The organism is Mesobacillus boroniphilus, from assembly GCF_018424685.1.
Taxonomy (GTDB): Bacteria; Bacillota; Bacilli; order Bacillales; family Cytobacillaceae; genus Mesobacillus; species Mesobacillus boroniphilus_A.
Genome location: NZ_QTKX01000002.1, coordinates 624,034 through 641,118, shown reverse-complemented (window position 1 = coordinate 641,118; position 17,085 = coordinate 624,034). Strand labels below are relative to the sequence as shown.

Below are 17,085 nucleotides of genomic sequence, written 5' to 3'. Positions count from 1 at the left end.
ATATCCCCCCATTTTTGACTATTTTCGTAAACTTTTTCTTTTTAACTTCATTTTAGATAGATCATTCTGATCGTCCTTGAAGTATTGAGTCGATCATTACAAGCCTCTATAAAAAAAGACCTGGCGAAGAAATACCGCCAAGTCTGTCTTCCTTAGTGTCTAGCTTCAGCACCTAGCCAGTTTTCATCCCTGAGAGGGCTTCCTCGAGTATCTTGCGAGAAGCGTTAGCTTTGAGCAGCTCGAGTCGCATGTCTTGCTGCGGCTCCTAACTCCTCGAGACGCTTCGGTCCTGCCAATGAAGTCAAAGAGCGACTTCACTGCCTGGCCCTCCAGCGCTTGTCGGAGTTGGGCAGTCGCCTCCGCATTTCGATTTGTCTAGTGTCGCCTCCTAGAAACTCCGAAACTTCAACTCCGCCGGCAGAAGCAAAAAGCGCTTCTTTGTCGGAGTCTCCAGTTTCTGCGTTTCTGCGCAGTCGGCTATACTTTTCGATTTCGGTCCGCTCAATGAAGTCAAAGAACGACTTCACTAATCGTCCCTCCGAGGCACACGATGTGCTAGACCCGCCAGCCACAGGACGTGGCGGTTTTCGGCGGGCAGCGCTGGTCGGGGCTGATCAAGGTGCTTGCGCTTTTCCTATTTCCGCTTCATTTCATTAGCCAAAAATTCTACATCGGTTCCTACAATGACTTGAAGGTCTGTTTTATTAAGTTTTAACACGCCTTTTGCGCCAAGGCGCTTCAGCTCTGATTCATTTACTTTTGCCATATCATCGACTTTTAAACGAAGGCGTGTTACGCAATTGTCTAGTTCCTTGAGGTTGCTTTTGCCGCCTAATGCTGCAAGGTAATGATCTGCAAGCTCTGCGTAATTGCCTTTTGAAGCACCGCTTTCCGTGAATTCGCCCTCAACCTCGTCTTCACGTCCTGGAGTCTTGAGGTCAAGCTTGATGATCAGGAAGTAGAAAATCACAAAATACAGAATTGCGTAAACTAGGCCGACACCGAGGAGCAGGAATGGCTTTTGGGCGATCCCATAGTTCAGCACATAGTCGATTGCACCGGCTGAGAATCCGAATCCATGATGGATACCAAGCACATAGGTAATGGACATTGCCAAACCAGTCAAGACAGCGTGAATTCCATAAAGGACAGGAGATAGGAACATGAACAAGAATTCGATTGGTTCAGTGATCCCGGTCAGGAAAGAGGTGAAGGCAACACCGACAAGCGCACCTGTAACAGCCTTCTTGCGTTCCTTTTTCGCTGCGGCAATCATCGCGAATGCTGCAGCTGGAAGTCCGAACATCATGACTGGGAAGAAACCGTTCATGAAGATACCGGCTTTAGGGTCACCTGCGAAGAAACGGTTCAGGTCACCTTTTACAACTTCTCCTGCTGCATTCGTGAATTCACCAAATTCAAACCAGACAAGCGTGTTCAGAACATGGTGAAGGCCCATCGGAATCAATAAACGGTTCAAGAAACCGAATACGCCTACTCCAAGCGCACCGGCGCCGACGATCCATTCACCGACATTATTGATGCCTGCCTGAATTGGCGGCCAAACATAGCCGAAAATACCGGCTAAAACAATCATCACCAATGAAGTAATGATCGGAACGAAACGTTTTCCGCCGAAGAAGCCGAGCCAGTCCGGCAGCTTAATATCGTGATAACGGTTGTAGAGCAAACCGGCGATTACCCCGGATAAAATCCCGCCAAGCACGGCCATATTGATGCTTTCATTGACAGCACCTGCACCCTTTGTCAAAACGAAATAGCCGATCGCACCTGCGAGTCCAGCCGCACCATTCCCATCCTTGGCAATACCAACTGCCACACCGATCGCGAACAATAATGCAAGATTGGCAAAAATCGCGTCACCTGCTGCAGAAATGAAAGGAATATCCAATAAGTCCGGCTGCCCGAGACGCAGCAATAAAGCAGCTGCAGGTAAAACAGCGATTGGAAGCATCAAAGCCTTCCCGATTCTTTGTAAAAATCCTAGCACCTTCAACACCTCTTCCATTAAAATTGTAAATGCTTACATTTTTCAGGAACATTGTAGAAATTTGTAAACACACACCCAGTTTAACAGTTCGACTCCCTAAAGAATATCCTAAAAATAGACTATTTTTAATATTTCGTCTTCAAAGAAATCAAGCGCTCCCTTCTTGAGTTCGTCGCCCTTAACTCGGACAGGGCTGATACTTATAGCTTATTCGCTGATTTTTATAAAATTCCTTTCGGCACTGGAGGGCAATTAGAAAAGCGCAAGCGCATTGTCCAGCCCCAACAAGCGCTGGAGCTGGACATTTCTCAAAGTGAAATTTATACTTTCTTATCTTTGAAACAAAAAAACCTGCATTCCTGCAGGCTCAATCCAATCTTACAAAGCATTTGCTTTTGTATTTCGTGCACAGCGGTCCAACCGTGAATACTTGACGATTCCCATAACGGCTCCGGCAATCTCCACTACCTCTCCATTGTTCATAACAGGCATGAGCGATATCGCATAAGTATGACCGCCAATTTCGATTTCGAAGACAATCTTCTCATTATTTTTCCAGACACAGTCATAGTATCTTTCAATCCTCCCCGCCTTATCGGGCAGGAATTCACCCAGGGTCTTGCCATTGATCTCATTCGGGGTGAAGCCAAGGTCATCGAGCAGCCCGCCGCCAATAATGTGGTGGATGAAATCATCGCCCTGCTTTGAAATCTTGAAAATGATCCCATAATGGCTCTGGATCATCTCCTCCGTCTTACGCCATAATTTTTCATGAGGATCCTTCAGGAAGCTGTCGTCCGCAAGCGTAGAGAAGTAGAATCCCCTCATGATGAAAAAGTAACCAAGCGCCTTATATAGATGGCCCGTGAAATTGTCGATATCATAAACACTCTGGTAGATGGTGAAAACGAGCTCGGATAAAAATAAAAATGTGAATGCCAGCGCTACGTACAGATGCTGTCCGTTCTTGCCTTCATTATAAAAATAAAGCGATATGACAATTGAGATGAAATGCAGAAAACTGACACCGTATTCTATTAGATTTTTCAAGATGGTTGTCCCTTTGCCTTCAATGACCAGCAGCGGAAGGCTTTGTTCGTACTTGAAAATCACGAACATAATGGCTCCTATTACTACAGTGCAAATTGCCAAACAGATGCGCCTTGGATCCTGCTGAAGCTTCCGTTCGGGCAGGATGAGGACAAGTACTATCAACAATGACTCAATGATTCGGGCCGCCACCCAGAACCAAGTCGCTTTCGCGATGGAACTTTCGGTTATAAAAAAAGGCATTCCTTTAAAGGTAAGTGTATGCAATAAATCGAGCATCCCAACAATGAAAAATAAAAAGCTCAGCAGCAGGATTTTTCTGGACTGCGAAAAGCCAAACGCCTTCCAGCCGTATGAAAAAATCGAAAAAGAAACGGCTATACTGAAAAATTCCAAAATCGTATGGATGGCAATATAATTTTCAGGGTTCAAATAGGACGAAAGGTCGGCATGATAGAGATGAATCAACATCAAAAGCATGACCGCAGCTATAATATATAAGAGAAACCTTCCCTCTGACATGCTTTTCTCCATTTTACTCACCTGCTTAAGGAGGATATAGATATCTATATTATAAGCACCATCCAAGACCCCTGCTTAGAAGACATATATCCGTTTTGTGAATATTGACAATTCAGTTAAGATACACATATGGGTTTTGCTATTTTTCTTTTATTCGGTAAAGTGGTAGTTAGACAGATTTGAAGGACGTGTAATAATGAAAATGAATGAACTTTTGCCCCGTTTTACTTTGCCCGTCATCAAGGGTATTGCCCTTACTCTGGCGCTGGCGCTGGCTGCTCGATTGATTGCTGGCCTGCCCTTCTTTTCGATCATGGGCCAGCTTGTCATTGCCATCATGCTGGGAATGGTGTGGCGGGCGTCTATCGGAGTGAATAGCGGGCTGTTGGAAGGTGCCTCATATTCCAGCAAAAAGCTGCTCCGCCTCGGAATCATTTTGCTAGGATTCAGGCTGAATCTGTACGATATTTACAATGCCGGATCAACGGTGTTTTTAATTGCATTCGCGAATCTGACCTTTGCCTTAATCGCTGTCTATGGATTAAGCCGACTTTTCAAGGTCGAAAAAAGGCTTGGCATCCTGACTGCCTGTGGGACAGCAATTTGCGGAGCGGCAGCAGTTGTCGCCATCGCGCCAGTCATCAAGGCCAATGAAAAAGAAACCGCTGTGGGTGCAGCCAATGTTGCTGTGCTCGGCACGATTTTCACGATACTTTATACCTTGATATTCTCTTATCTTGATTTGAAAGCACTTGACTATGGTGTTTTTGCGGGAGGCACCCTGCATGAAATCGCACATGTCGTCGCTGCTGCCGACCCGGCCGGCCAGGCTGCACTCGACCTCGCCATTATCGTAAAATTGACCAGGGTGGCGCTGCTTGTTCCGGTTGCGATTTTAATTGGTTTGCTTATCCAACGGAAGGAAAGCGGTAACGCTGGTCAAAAAATGACTTTATCCACGCTGCCAATCCCGTGGTTCATCCTCGGATTCCTGGCAGTGAGTGCGTTCAATACGACTGGAATGATCAGCGAAGGCGCAGCATCCTCAATAGTCAGCTTTGCCTATTTGCTCATCGGCATGGCAATGGCAGGACTGGGATTAAATGTTGACTTTAAATCATTCAGGCAGATGGGCGGAAAGGCTTTGTCAGCAGGGCTTGCCGGTTCGGTACTGCTATCGGTGTTTGGGTATTTGTTGGTTCGGGTTTTTGTTTAACTGCAGTAAAATGTGCCCCCTATCTAAAAATAGGCCATCTAGTGATGGTCTATTTTTTTTGGTATTTTTTTGAAAAACAATCAAGCCTATAAATATGATTTAAACCTTTCCATTGTTTTGGAAAAAGTAGAGATTATCGTTTACAACGTAGAGATTAAGTAGATTTTCGTGGAGATTATCGTCTATTTTGTAGAGATAAACAGCCTTTTCATAGAGATTATCCTTCATTTCGTAGAGAAAGACAAAAAGCGGGGCAATTGCCGCCGCTTCCATTCATATTAATCTATAAATATCTTCCCAGGATTCAAAATTCCATTGGGATCAAGGGTCTTCTTAATGGATTTCATGACTTCATAGGCAGCGCCATGTTCAAGTCGCTGGTATTTCGCTTTTCCAAGACCAACTCCATGTTCTCCGGTACAGGTGCCGCCTCGCTTCAGTGCGTAGTGGACGATTTCTTCATTGATCTGTTCACCTTCTTTTACCTCTTCAGGATTCTCATTATCCATCAGCAGCAAAACATGGTAGTTTCCGTCCCCGACATGGCCGACGATCGAGCCTTCGATCGAAGAAGCATCGATCAATTCACGGGTGTGGAGAATCGCGCCGGTCAATTCAGAAACCGGGACACTGACATCCGTCAGCATGATTTTCTTCTTGCCGGCTGTGTGTTTATAGGCGTAAAGCAGATTATGCCTGGCTTCCCAAAGCTGGTTGCGCGCTTTTGAGTCTGCCTCGAATTGGAAGTTCGAGCACCCGTGGTCCTTCAATATTTCACTGGCGAACTCAACATCCTGGGCCAGTCCCGCTTCGTTGCCGTGGAATTCCATGAACAGCGTCGTGCTTTCTTCGTAATCTGTTTCCATGTATTCATTCACTTTTTTCACCGACTCGGCATCGACGAACTCAATCCGGGCTACGGGAATACCGCCAGCTAAAATACCAACTACGGCGTCGACGGCATTTTTTACAGAAGGAAAAACAGCCCGTGCTGCGGTAATCGCCTCTGGGATTCCATATACTTTCAGGGTGAGCTCTGTTATGACACCAAGTGTTCCTTCCGAGCCAACAAACATGCCGTTCAAGTGGATACCTGATGAAGATTTCGCGGCTAAGCTGCCAGTATGGATAATGTCACCGTTCGCAAGCACAACCTCAAGGTCCCTGACCTGATCGCGCATGATGCCGTAGCGGACAGAGGTCGTTCCGCTCGCATTCGTTGCCGCCATCCCGCCAAGTGTCGCATCGGCTCCAGGATCGACTGTAAAAAACAAGCCGTATTTCTTTAGTTCCTTGTTCAGGACCGACCTCGTGACGCCGGGCTGGACTTTGACAAGAAAGTCACTTTCCTTCACTTCGATTATGGCATTCATCTGTGAAAGGTCGAGAGAAATCCCGCCATTCACTGGGATGACATGCCCTTCAAGACTTGTTCCCAATCCGAATGGGACAACTGGAATCTTCCGCTCGTTCGCAAATTTGAGCACCTTGCTGACATCCTCTTTATTCCGCGGGAATACAACGACATCCGGCAGGCGTGGTTCGTGATAAGATTCATCCCGTCCGTGAAGCTCCAATATTGTCTCATTCATAGTTACAAGTTCCTCACCTATGACTCTCTTCAACTCATCAATATAGCCTGCCAAGTCAATCTCCCCTTTTTTAAAAAATCATCTAGCAAATTAGTATTTTCCTCTTATGAACCCAGGTATCTCGCATAATACGATTTTGCTTTTACCGTATCATTCGTGCCGTGTACAAGCACTCTCCCATCCTGGAAAATAACCATCGTTATTTCATCATCCGGCATGAAGCGTAGCAAAAATGGATTGCCTTTGACCTCGCCATTATTTTTCAGTCGGCCAGCGAGCTTTTCCAGATCCTGCTTTGTTTTTTGCCTCGGGTTGATCTGGATCGTGTTGCGCCCGCATAAGGATGCAAAGTTTATTTGCTGGTCGGAAGACCGGTCTAAAAATTCGTAGTTGTGGTGGACACATGCCGGGCATTCAGGATTGCGCCCCTTGCTGACGTCCATTTGTAAGGTGGAGTTATACCAGATATCCATCTGTTCAAGATTTGGGTTCGACTCTGCCCCAACGAGCAGCTTAATCGCCTCGACTGCTTCAAAGGATCCAATGATATCAGTGATGGGCGACAAGACTCCAATGCTGTCGCATGTCTCTCCCAGTCCAGCAGGAACGGATGGGAACAAGCACCTATAGCAAGGGGTCTCCCCCGGTTTGATGGCTGCGAACATCCCACGTGAACTGACAGCGCCGCCGTACACCCACGGAATGCCATGTTTGACGGCCACATCATTTATGAGATAACGGGCCATGAAGTTATCGGTTCCATCGACGATCACATCAAAGCCTGCAAGCAGGTCCTCTGCATTGTCGAGCGTCAAATCAGCGATGATTGGCTCTACTTTTACCTCGGAATTGATTTTTTTCAGTTTTTTTTCAGCGGCGATGACCTTCGGCAGATTCTCACGCGCGTCATCTTCATCATAGAGAGTCTGGCGCTGGAGGTTGGAAAGCTCCACCAGGTCACGGTCAATAATCCGCACATGCCCGACACCTGAACGGACCAAATGATTGGAAATCACCGTTCCAAGCGCGCCCATGCCGACAATGACTGCAGAACTTTTTAAAAGTTTCTCCTGACCTTCGCTTCCAATTGGCTGGAATAAAATCTGTCGTGAATAACGCTCCATTTCTTTCATGCAAATCCCCTCACTTCTATTTAGATTATATCTTTAAATAAATCTTTTTTTTAGGCTGAATTTTCACTATACTTAAGATTAAGAGGAAAATAGGCCTCTTGTATTATTATTTATCCATACTAAATGAAAGAGGTGGATTAGTTAAGATGAATTTTGGGGGATTTAAAAACAAAGAAGTCGTAGTTGATTTGTCAAACGGTACGGTCGATTACAGAGGCATCAATGAAGACGACGTGAAAAAGTATGTTGGCGGCCGCGGTCTTGGAGTTAAGTATGTTCTTGACAACGGGCCTGAAGTAGAGCCTTTGTCAGAGGAAAACATCCTGTGTATCATGACAGGGCCTGTTACAGGTTCACGTTCTTCGATGAGCGGACGTCTTGCAGTCGTTACGAAGTCGCCATTGACTGGTACGGTTACTGACTCACACATGGGTGGATGGACTGCTGCTCGTTTGAAATGGGCTGGCATCGACAACGTTATTTTCAAAGGCAAGAGTGACAAGCCGGTTTACCTATACATTGAAGATGGCCAGGCTGAAATCCGCGATGCTTCTGAATTATGGGGATTGAGCACTCGCGCGACTGTACAGGCTATGAAAGACGCTCATGGCGAAGAAAACCTAAGCGTTATGACAATCGGGCAAGCTGGTGAAAATGGCGTACGTTTTGCTGGTTTCATGAACGAGCATGACCGTTCAGCTGGACGCGGTGGTACTGGTGCGGTTGCTGGCTTCAAGAAATTGAAGGCAATCGTCATCAAGGCAGCGCAAAAAGGCAATATGCCTGAACCTGCTCAGAAAGATGATTACAACCAGGCTAACAAGAAAGCGGTTAAAGCGATTCTTGAAGGCGGCCTGACTGCTCCTAATAAAGGCGGATTATCCGTTTACGGAACAAACGTCCTTACTAACTTGATCAATGAAGTGGGAGCGCTTCCAACTCGCAACTCTCAATTGACACACTGGGATGAAGCAGAAAAGCATTCCGGCGAGTGGGTTAACGAGCATTTGCTTGTTGCCAACAACACATGTCACGCTTGCCCGGTTGGTTGTAAGATTGAGGTTGAAGTCAAGGAAGGCAAATATAAGACTCGCGTAGAAAGCTTTGAGTTTGAATCTGCATGGGCACTTGGTGCGAACAGCGGATTGAGCGACTCTGAAGCGATCGCATACTTAATCGACATCTGTAACGAATACGGTATGGATACAATCGAGCTTGGCCACGCTATCTCTGTCACAATGGAAGCCTATGAAAAAGGCATCGTTGAAGAGAAGCTTGATTGGGGCGACGCTGACGGCATGATTGAAATTGCTCGCAAAATCGCGTTCCGTGAAGGCTTCGGCGGCATCCTTGCTGAAGGTCCTGCACGCGCGACAGCTGCATGGGGTGTTCCTGAACTGTCGATGTCAGTTAAAGGCCAGTCTATCCCAGCTTATGATCCACGCGGTATCCAGGGTATCGGCCTTGGCTATGCGACTAGTAACCGTGGTGCCTGCCACCTTCGCGGCTACACAATCGCATCTGAAATCGCCGGCATTCCTGAACCAACTGACCGTACAGTAGCAGAAGGCAAAGCTGAGCTTCTGAATGTATTCCAGAACCTGCTTTCATTCTCTGACTCTATGAATATCTGTAAGTTCTCTTCTTTCTCTGAAAATGCAGAGCACTATGCTGAGCAATACAGCACAATGACTGGCATTCCGATGACAGCTGATGATGTCATGCTTGCAGGAGAAAGAATCTATAACCTTGAGCGTTATTACAATAACCTCGCTGGCTTCAACAAGCGTGAGGACGACTTCCTGCCAAAACGCTTCACTGAAGAAGGCGCTTCAGGCAACAGTGAAGGACTTGTTTCCCGCATGGACATCATGCTTGATGATTACTACAATGTCCGCGGCTGGAAAGACGGCGTTGTTACAGAAGAAAAACTTCGCGAACTGGGCATCATTGGCGAAGAAACATCTCCAGCTACAGAAGAAGTTTAATATTTTCAAAGAAACCAGGCGATTTTTGCCTGGTTTTTTTATATTGAAAGACTTGAATAAGCGGATGGAGCAACTTGGTCGAAATAATTGAAAATGTGGTCGAATTATTTTAAAATTCGCCAATAAAATTTAAAATGTGGTCGATATAATTCAAAATTCGCCAATAAAATTCAAAATGTGGTCGATATATTTAAAAGTGAACTCGTTTCAGGTGTGAATTCCCTTCTTTTTTTCCTAATAATCGTTAAAAAAGCCATATGCAGTGCCATAATCCCCGATTTCAACCGGAAAATAATAGTTTCAGATAGCAAAAATAAAAAAGGTTCCGGCAATCATATGCCGAAACCTGCTACCCGCCAACCCGGGTTGTTTTATAACGGTAATTTTTAATCAGCTGCTCGAGCTCTTCCAGGCTTGCCGCCTCAAAGCGGATATGTACGGCATTGACGATGAACGTTTTCGTAAAAGCAAGCTCATCCTCGCTTAAAATTTCCGCTCTCCAGTTCTCTGCTTCATACACAAACGGGAAGGAATCGGTCACCAGCGTGCCGCCCAGTTCTTCAAAGTACATGCCAAGATGCTCCCTGTTGATTCCGCGAAATTCTAGTATTCTCTCAACCATATCAGCCACCGGCAACCGGAGGAAATAGCGCGAACTGGTCGCTTTCTTTTACATGCGTTTCAAGTTCATTGTCATGGACGATGTTACGGCCATTGATATATACATGTACAAATGGCTTGAGCGTCTTCTCTTCTGTATAAATTTCTTCGTGTAAATCCGGGAACATTTCGCACATTTTATCAAGTACATCCATTACCCGGTCTCCATCAGGCTTCACTTCGACGGTTACGCCTCCGCAAATCTCCCTAAGGTTAGCAAATACCTTAACCTGCATCCCAAACGCCCCTTTCTCCTAATTTAATAATAAATTGAAAAATGAAAAATGTCATTAGCTCTTTCTTCTTCAATGTCGGCTGGCTGCATCGACTATTTCAGTAAACTGCTTTATAATTGGCCGATTTTCATCATCTGTATGGGTCACGATATAAAACTCCCGTTCGTATGGTTCAAAGGTATCGACGATTTTTATGCGTCCGGCTCCTTCTGCAGGCATAGCTGCCAGCCTGGAAATAAAGCTAATTCCCAGCCCCGCTTCAACGGCAGCTATGACAGACTCCGTGCTTCCAATGGAAACAGCAACCTTCAAATCATCAAACGATAGACCCTTTTCGGCTAAGTAACGCTCCATCATTTTACGCGTGCCAGACCCTTCCTCACGGAGGACGAAATCATATTGTTGAAATTGCGAAAAATCTGCTGATGCCGTATGGACTAATGGATGATCTTCTGGCGTAACTAACACCAGGGAATCCACGGCAACCGGATTGCTTTTTAACAAGCGGGATTCGATCTTCATCCCGATGATCGCAGCATCAATCTGGTGGTTCTGCAGTTTTTCAAGTATCTTTTTCGAATCACCAATTTCGATTTTGACATCCACCTTTGGAAAAAGGCTGCGAAACTTTTTAACCCAGCCGGGAAGTAAATAGGTTCCAGGTATTGTACTCGCCCCAATTGTCAGTGTGCCTGTTAAGGTTCCCTGGAATTCGCCAAGTTCTCCCTCAAGCGTTCTCCACCGGCTGGCAATATCCTTTGCCGCTGCATAAACCAGCATTCCTGCTGGCGTCGGCCTGATTCCTGCCGCTCCCCTGTCAAGCAGTTCAAATCCTATCTCACCCTCAAGGCTTTTGATTTTCAGGCTGACAGAAGGCTGTGAGCTTTTGAGCGCGGCCGCTGCTTCGGAAAAACTATTCTTTTCGACAACCATTATGAATGCCTCTAGCTTTTTTAGATTCATCATTTTACTCCATCTTCTATTTCCGACTTCTATATATTCATTTTAATATGGAATGGCCCATTATAGGCAAGATATTTAACGATGCAAAATTTTACTTTCAAAATAGTATTGACATATTATTATCTGAATATTAATATAGTTCTTGTAAATATATTTTACAATAATAAAATCGATGACGAGAACACGTCCTTTATGGAAACTGATCCCCAGAGAGCCGGTGATTTGCTGCAAGCCGGTGTTCAGATTATAGAGGAACATCATCTCTGAGATGCAAAGCTGAATCCTAGATGTAGTAAGCTTTTGCCGGCTTGTCCGCCGTTAAATGGAACACGTATGATGGTACGTTGATGAGAGCCGCATGTTTGTGCGGAATCAGGGTGGTAACGCGAGCGCAACTCGTCCCTATTTTCAGGGGCGAGTTTTTTGTTTTTCATTTTATAACATTCCGTTCCGGAATTCCTATACTCTCAGTGCCAGAACATTATATTAGGAGGAGAAAAAGAATGGGAAGCTTAAGGGGTAAAGAAACACTCACAATCGGTCTGATGTTATTTGCATTATTCTTTGGAGCAGGGAATCTGATTTTCCCGCCGTTTTTAGGACAGGAAGCTGGAGTGAATTTTTGGCCAGCCATGCTAGGTTTTGTTGTAACGGGAGTTGGACTCCCATTATTGACTGTTGTTGTCATTTCCATGGCTAAGGATGGGATAAAAGAAATCGGCTCAAAGGTTCATCCTGTTTTTGCCATTGTTTTCAGCGCTGCTGTTTATCTTTCAATCGGGCCTTTCTTTGGAATTCCAAGAAGCGCTAATGTCGCTTTTGAAATGTCCGTTAAGCCCTTCCTTGGGGAATCTGGTACGAATTCCCTAGTACTTTTAGTATTTACGTTAGTCTTTTTCACACTCGTTTTCTGGGTTACATTAAATCCTTCAAAAATGGTCGAAAGGATCGGCAGCGTTTTGACGCCTGTTTTGCTTGCTGCAATCGTTCTGCTCGTGATTAGCAGCTTTTTAAAATTGGATGGATCGTTTGGAGCGGTATCTGAAAAATACGCAGCAGCGCCATTTGCTACTGGTTTCCTTGAAGGGTACCTGACAATGGATACAATTGCTGCTTTGGCCTTCGGAATCATTGTTGTTGGGGCTATCCAGCAGAAAAAAGCGCTGGAACGCAAGCAGGTTGTAAGGGAAACATTGAAAGCTGGCATAATCGCTGGCATCGGATTAGCTTTTGTCTATGTAACCGTCGGCCTTCTTGGAGCTAAAATGGCTTCGGTTGGTGAATACGAAAATGGCGGTACGATTTTAACAGAATTGGCAAAGCTGATGTTCGGGGCACCTGGCATGCTGTTGCTCGGCCTGATCGTAACGCTTGCCTGCTTCACAACGGCAGTTGGCCTTGTAGCAGCTACAAGCCAATTTTTCGCCAAGATGATGCCAAAGGTTTCTTATAAGACTTACACACTCGTTGTAACATTGGTCAGCTTATTGATCGCCAATCTTGGTCTTAACCAGATCATTTCAATTTCGGTACCCGTATTGATCGTTCTTTATCCGATTACAATCGTGCTAGTCATCCTATCCTTCCTGGACCGCTTCTTCAAGGGAGCACGCGGAGTCTATGTCGGGGCGGTGTTTGCAACCACACTTGTTAGCGTAGTTGATGGTTTGAAGACATTCGGAGTTGAATCAGAAGGACTCGCATCCCTTCTAAAATCATTGCCGCTTTATGCGGAGGGACTGGGCTGGCTTCTGCCTGCGCTAGTTGGCGCACTTGCCGGTTGGGCTTTTGACAGGCTGGTACCATCTAAAGAGTTAAAGACGGCTTCAGAGTAAAAACCAGATAGAATGAAAGGACCGGGCATGAGGTGCCCGGTCCTTTTTTTTTAGCTATTCATTTCTTCCCACTCCGACCTTAGGATTCCCATATTGATTCGGTCGTAAATTTTGCCATCACGATGAACTGCTTGTCTGATCCTGCCCTCGATTTGAAAGCCGGCTTTTTGATATGCACGTATCCCCTGCTCATTATATTCGATGACATCCAGGCCGACGCGGTGCAGGTTCAGCTCCTGGAAGGCATAGCGAAGGATGAGCTGCAATGCTTCGGACCCGAATCCTTTACCTCGATCATTGGAGTTTCCGATGCCCATTGCAAGCATTCCTGCCCTATTATTCCATTCGATGCTGTGGATAACGATAAATCCAATCAGCCTGTCATCCTCAATAGTACGTAAGCGGAAGTAAAAGCTGTTCGAACTAGGATCCCCCTCACCTTCAAAATGCTCCACCGGCCGAGGTATCGCAATTTCTGTGTCAACATTTCTCAGGTACTCCGGGTCCTCATCCCAGGAAGCGATGATATCTGTATCCCCTTCCCTTTTAGCTGTAAGCTTTAGTGTTTGTCCGCGAAAAAGATTCGTTTTCATTATTTTTTCTCCTATTCTAGTATTAATTTCACCTCTTCATCTGAAAAAAACAAGTTATATATACGCAATATTCTATCCCCTTTAAGTTTGATATTTCCATCTTATGGTTTCCGTGGATTTTAGGCAATAAAAATTTCCCTGAAAGTTTATCAATGCGGAGTGGATGGGTGCTAACAGTAGAGAAAGGCAGCCATTATGATATGCCTCTTTTCATGTGTGTTCTATTTTCAAAACTATGATTCATTCGAAATCTGCCTTGCCTATACTCTTACGTCTGTGAGCTGATTCAACTGGGTGCCAAATCCGGCTAACAACTGCTGCTGTCCGGCACTTATTCCAGTCAAATCATTTCTTAGCTTAGGGAGGTTTGCAACAATCTGCTCCTGCCCGTTCAATAGGAACACAAAAAAACTGCCAGGTATAACCCAGGCAGTCCGGCTATTTAAAAGGTGTTATAAATATTCGCACACTCTTCACCTGTTGGTTCATAAAAACAGTGAAGCTTAAATCGGCCGACATGTGGCTGATTGTACCATGTCGGTGGACAATCCCCTGGCGGACGGAAATACCATAGGCTAAACTTTGCCGGCCACAGCCTCTCCCCTTTAAGCGCACGCCTTGCGAGTCTCTTCTCGGTCTCTCTTGCCCGCTGATAAAAATAACCCTTTTGTGTTGCTTCAAAAGCATGTTCCTGATAAATCATCTGTGGCACAGTCCTTAAGCCCTTAAAATCTGAACAGTTTGCACGTATCCGGTTGATCCCTACGTTTCCCACCATCAGCATGCCCTGCTGCCCTTCACCTTCAGCCTCCGCTCTTAACAATCGCGCCAACAGATCGACATCAGCCTCCGTATGCTTTACTACTGCCATGGCAAAACCTCCACCATCGGATTCTCAGTACATAGGGGGATAACCCACCTGTTTCTCGGGCTACACTCCTTCACTTCTAATCCTATTTTTCAAAAGCTTGGGCTATACAGATTTCTTGTTCTTTTGTATAACAAATCCCCTTTTGCCTGTATAAGATGGTAGCAGGTCAAAGGTGGAGATTACCATGGAAAATGAGCGTAAGGAACTGTTTGGCGCATGGATTCAGGCATCCGGAACCACTCTCGCGGCAATCGGAAGCACCCCCTTGAAGAATTTTACCGAAAGCCAGTTGACCAGCTTTAATCTGTGGGGGAACGAGCTTCAGGCTTTAGGAAATGCACTGATTGCAGATAGTGAAGTCCTTATTACAATGGAGAAAATAGGAAACCAAATCCAGGCAGCAGGGAACCTTACTGTAATCGCTGGCATTATTCTTCCTGTGGAAGATGTCACGGGACAGGAACTCGATATCAGAGGAAATTTAATGCAGGCTCTCGGAGGCAGTGCTGCCCTCACAGACACTTTAGGAGAGAAACGGTCAGCTGAATCCCTCTACAATATATATGGAAACCTGCTTCAAATTATCGGGAATTCCATGCAAGCAATCGCAGGCATCATTGAGCTTCGGGGTCGGGACGGCGATAATATCAATACCGCAGGAAGCTGGATCCAGGCAGCTGGATCCGTTATCCAGGCGTTGGGTTCCACCAGAGATCATTTGGATGAAACTGGTTAAAAAGCAGAAATATTCTTGTTTCCTTCAGATTAGCTCGGGTAAATTCATAATACCTTTAATAGGTAATCCAGCAATCGAGGAGGTAATTTACATGGCAAAGAATAATGACAACAGAATGGAACGTGAAGATTATTTCAAGGACCGCGCTGGAACGGGTGATACTAGATTCCACGCTGTTCCCCATGATGAAGAAGGCTGGGCTGTTAAAAAAGAAGGACAGAATGACCCGGAACTTACTACTGACTCAAGATCCGAGGCTGTGAGCGAAGCTAAGCGAATGGCAGAGGAAGCCGGAACGATGGCTTACATCCACGACGAGGATGGGAAGATCAAGGACCAGTTTAAATATAACAACTAAGAATCACGGACATTTTTAGCAGAGTATCACTTTAACCAAATGGCAAATGTCTCTGGCAATCTATTAAAATAAGCGAAGCCTTGCAGATTACTGCAAGGCTTTTACAGTTAAGCTTTTAACACATCGTGGTCTACATAACGCTCGCCGTTCAGCTCACTGATGACGTTGATTGCAACCTTCGCACCGTCTCCAGCTGTGATGATTGTGTGCATGCTTACGCCAGCGCAAGTGCCTGCAGCCCAAACGCCTTCAACATTTGTTTTACCGGCAGCATCGACATCGAAAATCGTCTTGATTCTTGGCTCTGTGCCATCTTTTGTTGCAAGAGCTGATGCTTCCGCTACATCAGTCATCATGCCTGACGCGATGATGACATGCTTTGCTTCATACTCGCCGTTTTCCGTTACGACTTTAAGGCCGTTGTCTGTTTTACTGACAGAAGTCACTGTTGTTTCAACAACTTCAGCACCGTGTTTTTTGGCTTGATTGATGCCAGTTTCAACTAAGTCAGGTCCTGCGATTTCAGGAGCGCCGTAGTGGTTCTCCATCCAGGCACGCTTCGTTACGCTTTTATTGTTATCCAGCACGATTGTTTTTTTGCCAGCCTTTGCTGTGAAAATTGCTGCGCTTCCACCTGCGGGGCCTGCTCCGATAATTGCTACATCATACATAGGAAAATTCCTCCTTTTCTTTTTTTCAATATAATCATAACAGATTTCTTTCTATAAGCGAATATTTTAAAACTAGGATTTCAGTCTCAATAACATGGCTTATTTTGATTTTATTATTGAGTTGTCTGCTGATACAAGAGCGCCTGTGCAATCCCGACAAAGTATTCTGATTCCCGGATGATATGGTCCAGTACCACTTTGGCGGTTGGGTTGTTTTTCACCGCTTCACTTTCATTTTTAATTTGCTCGCACAATTTAATGAACTCGAGACTTTCCTGCAAATAATAAGAGGTCAGCTTCAATACATGCTGATGAAGCTGGGCTGGTATATAATTGGCCGACCTCGTCACCGTCTCGATGAATCTTAAAACTTGATGGCGGGTCTCCCCCAATACCTTTTCCCATTGCTTCAGGGCATCTACATATTTTTGTTCCAGATCAGGCGTTAACTCCCTGATCACAACAGTATGTTCCTCCTCCTGATGTTTCCAGAACTCAGCTTCATCCAATATCCGCAAGGGCATCTGCTGGCCATAGTAGAACTGCATGTTCTCCCCTCCTCAAAAATGTAATCGTATGAAATGTATGTTTTTCTAACCATATATATGCTAGCTGAGAATATGTTAAAGTAGGAGTGTGATTTGGAAAAA

Annotated in this window: 18 protein-coding genes and 1 other annotated feature; of the genes, 5 read left to right on the top strand and 13 right to left on the bottom strand. The window is 45.4% G+C overall.

Annotated features, from left to right (window positions below; genetic code table 11):
* Positions 1 to 314: 314 nt before the first annotated feature.
* The 3 genes from DYI25_RS15940 to DYI25_RS15930 all read right to left on the bottom strand — a co-directional run bounded on the left by DYI25_RS15940 (position 315) and on the right by DYI25_RS15930 (position 3,595).
* Entirely contained in the window at positions 315 to 527 is a 213-nt protein-coding gene (locus tag DYI25_RS15940; RefSeq protein WP_213370650.1) for a hypothetical protein, read from the bottom strand.
* A 107-nt stretch (positions 528 to 634) separates the two neighbouring features.
* Positions 635 to 2,011: an N-acetylglucosamine-specific PTS transporter subunit IIBC gene (nagE, locus tag DYI25_RS15935; protein ID WP_213370648.1), complete on the bottom strand. Its 1,377-nt coding sequence runs from the start codon at positions 2,009 to 2,011 to the stop codon at positions 635 to 637.
* A 378-nt stretch (positions 2,012 to 2,389) separates the two neighbouring features.
* Complete coding sequence (locus DYI25_RS15930; protein WP_213370646.1) at positions 2,390 to 3,595, bottom strand: MASE3 domain-containing protein; 1,206 nt, start codon at positions 3,593 to 3,595, stop codon at positions 2,390 to 2,392.
* A gap of 184 nt (positions 3,596 to 3,779) precedes the next feature.
* Between DYI25_RS15930 and DYI25_RS15925 the strand changes: the two genes are divergently transcribed.
* Positions 3,780 to 4,799 (top strand): YeiH family protein, encoded by a 1,020-nt coding sequence (locus DYI25_RS15925; RefSeq protein ID WP_213370644.1) that lies wholly within the window; start codon positions 3,780 to 3,782, stop codon positions 4,797 to 4,799.
* A gap of 278 nt (positions 4,800 to 5,077) precedes the next feature.
* On the opposite strand, the gene DYI25_RS15920 is transcribed toward DYI25_RS15925, so the two are convergent.
* Positions 5,078 to 6,391, bottom strand: a complete 1,314-nt coding sequence (locus tag DYI25_RS15920; protein WP_213371254.1) for an FAD-binding oxidoreductase — start codon at positions 6,389 to 6,391, stop codon at positions 5,078 to 5,080.
* A gap of 104 nt (positions 6,392 to 6,495) precedes the next feature.
* On the bottom strand, positions 6,496 to 7,524 hold the full coding sequence (locus DYI25_RS15915; RefSeq protein WP_425374524.1) for a ThiF family adenylyltransferase: 1,029 nt from the start codon (positions 7,522 to 7,524) through the stop codon (positions 6,496 to 6,498).
* A 146-nt stretch (positions 7,525 to 7,670) separates the two neighbouring features.
* Between DYI25_RS15915 and DYI25_RS15910 the strand changes: the two genes are divergently transcribed.
* Positions 7,671 to 9,512 (top strand): aldehyde ferredoxin oxidoreductase family protein, encoded by a 1,842-nt coding sequence (locus DYI25_RS15910; RefSeq protein ID WP_213370642.1) that lies wholly within the window; start codon positions 7,671 to 7,673, stop codon positions 9,510 to 9,512.
* Between the two features lie 349 nt (positions 9,513 to 9,861).
* Here DYI25_RS15910 and DYI25_RS15905 read toward each other — a convergent pair whose 3' ends face one another.
* From DYI25_RS15905 to DYI25_RS15895, 3 genes are all read right to left on the bottom strand, one after another.
* Positions 9,862 to 10,134: a hypothetical protein gene (locus DYI25_RS15905; protein ID WP_213370640.1), complete on the bottom strand. Its 273-nt coding sequence runs from the start codon at positions 10,132 to 10,134 to the stop codon at positions 9,862 to 9,864.
* Position 10,135: 1 nt separating this feature from the next.
* On the bottom strand, positions 10,136 to 10,408 hold the full coding sequence (locus DYI25_RS15900) for a ubiquitin-like small modifier protein 1 (protein WP_213370638.1): 273 nt from the start codon (positions 10,406 to 10,408) through the stop codon (positions 10,136 to 10,138).
* 69 nt (positions 10,409 to 10,477) lie between these two features.
* Positions 10,478 to 11,374 (bottom strand): selenium metabolism-associated LysR family transcriptional regulator, encoded by an 897-nt coding sequence (locus DYI25_RS15895; protein WP_213370636.1) that lies wholly within the window; start codon positions 11,372 to 11,374, stop codon positions 10,478 to 10,480.
* A gap of 160 nt (positions 11,375 to 11,534) precedes the next feature.
* Positions 11,535 to 11,778 (top strand) — a binding site (T-box leader).
* Between the two features lie 96 nt (positions 11,779 to 11,874).
* Between DYI25_RS15895 and brnQ the strand changes: the two genes are divergently transcribed.
* Complete coding sequence (gene brnQ / locus DYI25_RS15890; RefSeq protein ID WP_213370634.1) at positions 11,875 to 13,206, top strand: branched-chain amino acid transport system II carrier protein; 1,332 nt, start codon at positions 11,875 to 11,877, stop codon at positions 13,204 to 13,206.
* 50 nt (positions 13,207 to 13,256) lie between these two features.
* On the opposite strand, the gene DYI25_RS15885 is transcribed toward brnQ, so the two are convergent.
* The 3 genes from DYI25_RS15885 to DYI25_RS15875 all read right to left on the bottom strand — a co-directional run bounded on the left by DYI25_RS15885 (position 13,257) and on the right by DYI25_RS15875 (position 14,670).
* Positions 13,257 to 13,799, bottom strand: coding sequence for a GNAT family N-acetyltransferase (locus DYI25_RS15885; protein WP_213370632.1), 543 nt, complete (start codon positions 13,797 to 13,799; stop codon positions 13,257 to 13,259).
* A 260-nt stretch (positions 13,800 to 14,059) separates the two neighbouring features.
* A complete protein-coding gene (locus tag DYI25_RS15880) occupies positions 14,060 to 14,203 on the bottom strand; it encodes a hypothetical protein (RefSeq protein ID WP_213370630.1) in 144 nt (47 codons plus the stop codon).
* Positions 14,204 to 14,241: 38 nt separating this feature from the next.
* Positions 14,242 to 14,670: a cell wall hydrolase gene (locus DYI25_RS15875; RefSeq protein WP_213370628.1), complete on the bottom strand. Its 429-nt coding sequence runs from the start codon at positions 14,668 to 14,670 to the stop codon at positions 14,242 to 14,244.
* A 184-nt stretch (positions 14,671 to 14,854) separates the two neighbouring features.
* On the opposite strand from DYI25_RS15875, the gene DYI25_RS15870 reads away from it, so the two are divergent.
* Positions 14,855 to 15,406, top strand: a complete 552-nt coding sequence (locus DYI25_RS15870; RefSeq protein ID WP_213370626.1) for a DUF6944 family repetitive protein — start codon at positions 14,855 to 14,857, stop codon at positions 15,404 to 15,406.
* 91 nt (positions 15,407 to 15,497) lie between these two features.
* On the top strand, positions 15,498 to 15,764 hold the full coding sequence (locus tag DYI25_RS15865; protein ID WP_213370624.1) for a DUF2188 domain-containing protein: 267 nt from the start codon (positions 15,498 to 15,500) through the stop codon (positions 15,762 to 15,764).
* A 107-nt stretch (positions 15,765 to 15,871) separates the two neighbouring features.
* On the opposite strand, the gene DYI25_RS15860 is transcribed toward DYI25_RS15865, so the two are convergent.
* Positions 15,872 to 16,435: an FAD-dependent oxidoreductase gene (locus DYI25_RS15860; protein ID WP_213370622.1), complete on the bottom strand. Its 564-nt coding sequence runs from the start codon at positions 16,433 to 16,435 to the stop codon at positions 15,872 to 15,874.
* Positions 16,436 to 16,548: 113 nt separating this feature from the next.
* A complete protein-coding gene (locus DYI25_RS15855) occupies positions 16,549 to 16,983 on the bottom strand; it encodes a DUF2935 domain-containing protein (RefSeq protein WP_213370620.1) in 435 nt (144 codons plus the stop codon).
* Between the last annotated feature and the right edge of the window lie 102 nt (positions 16,984 to 17,085).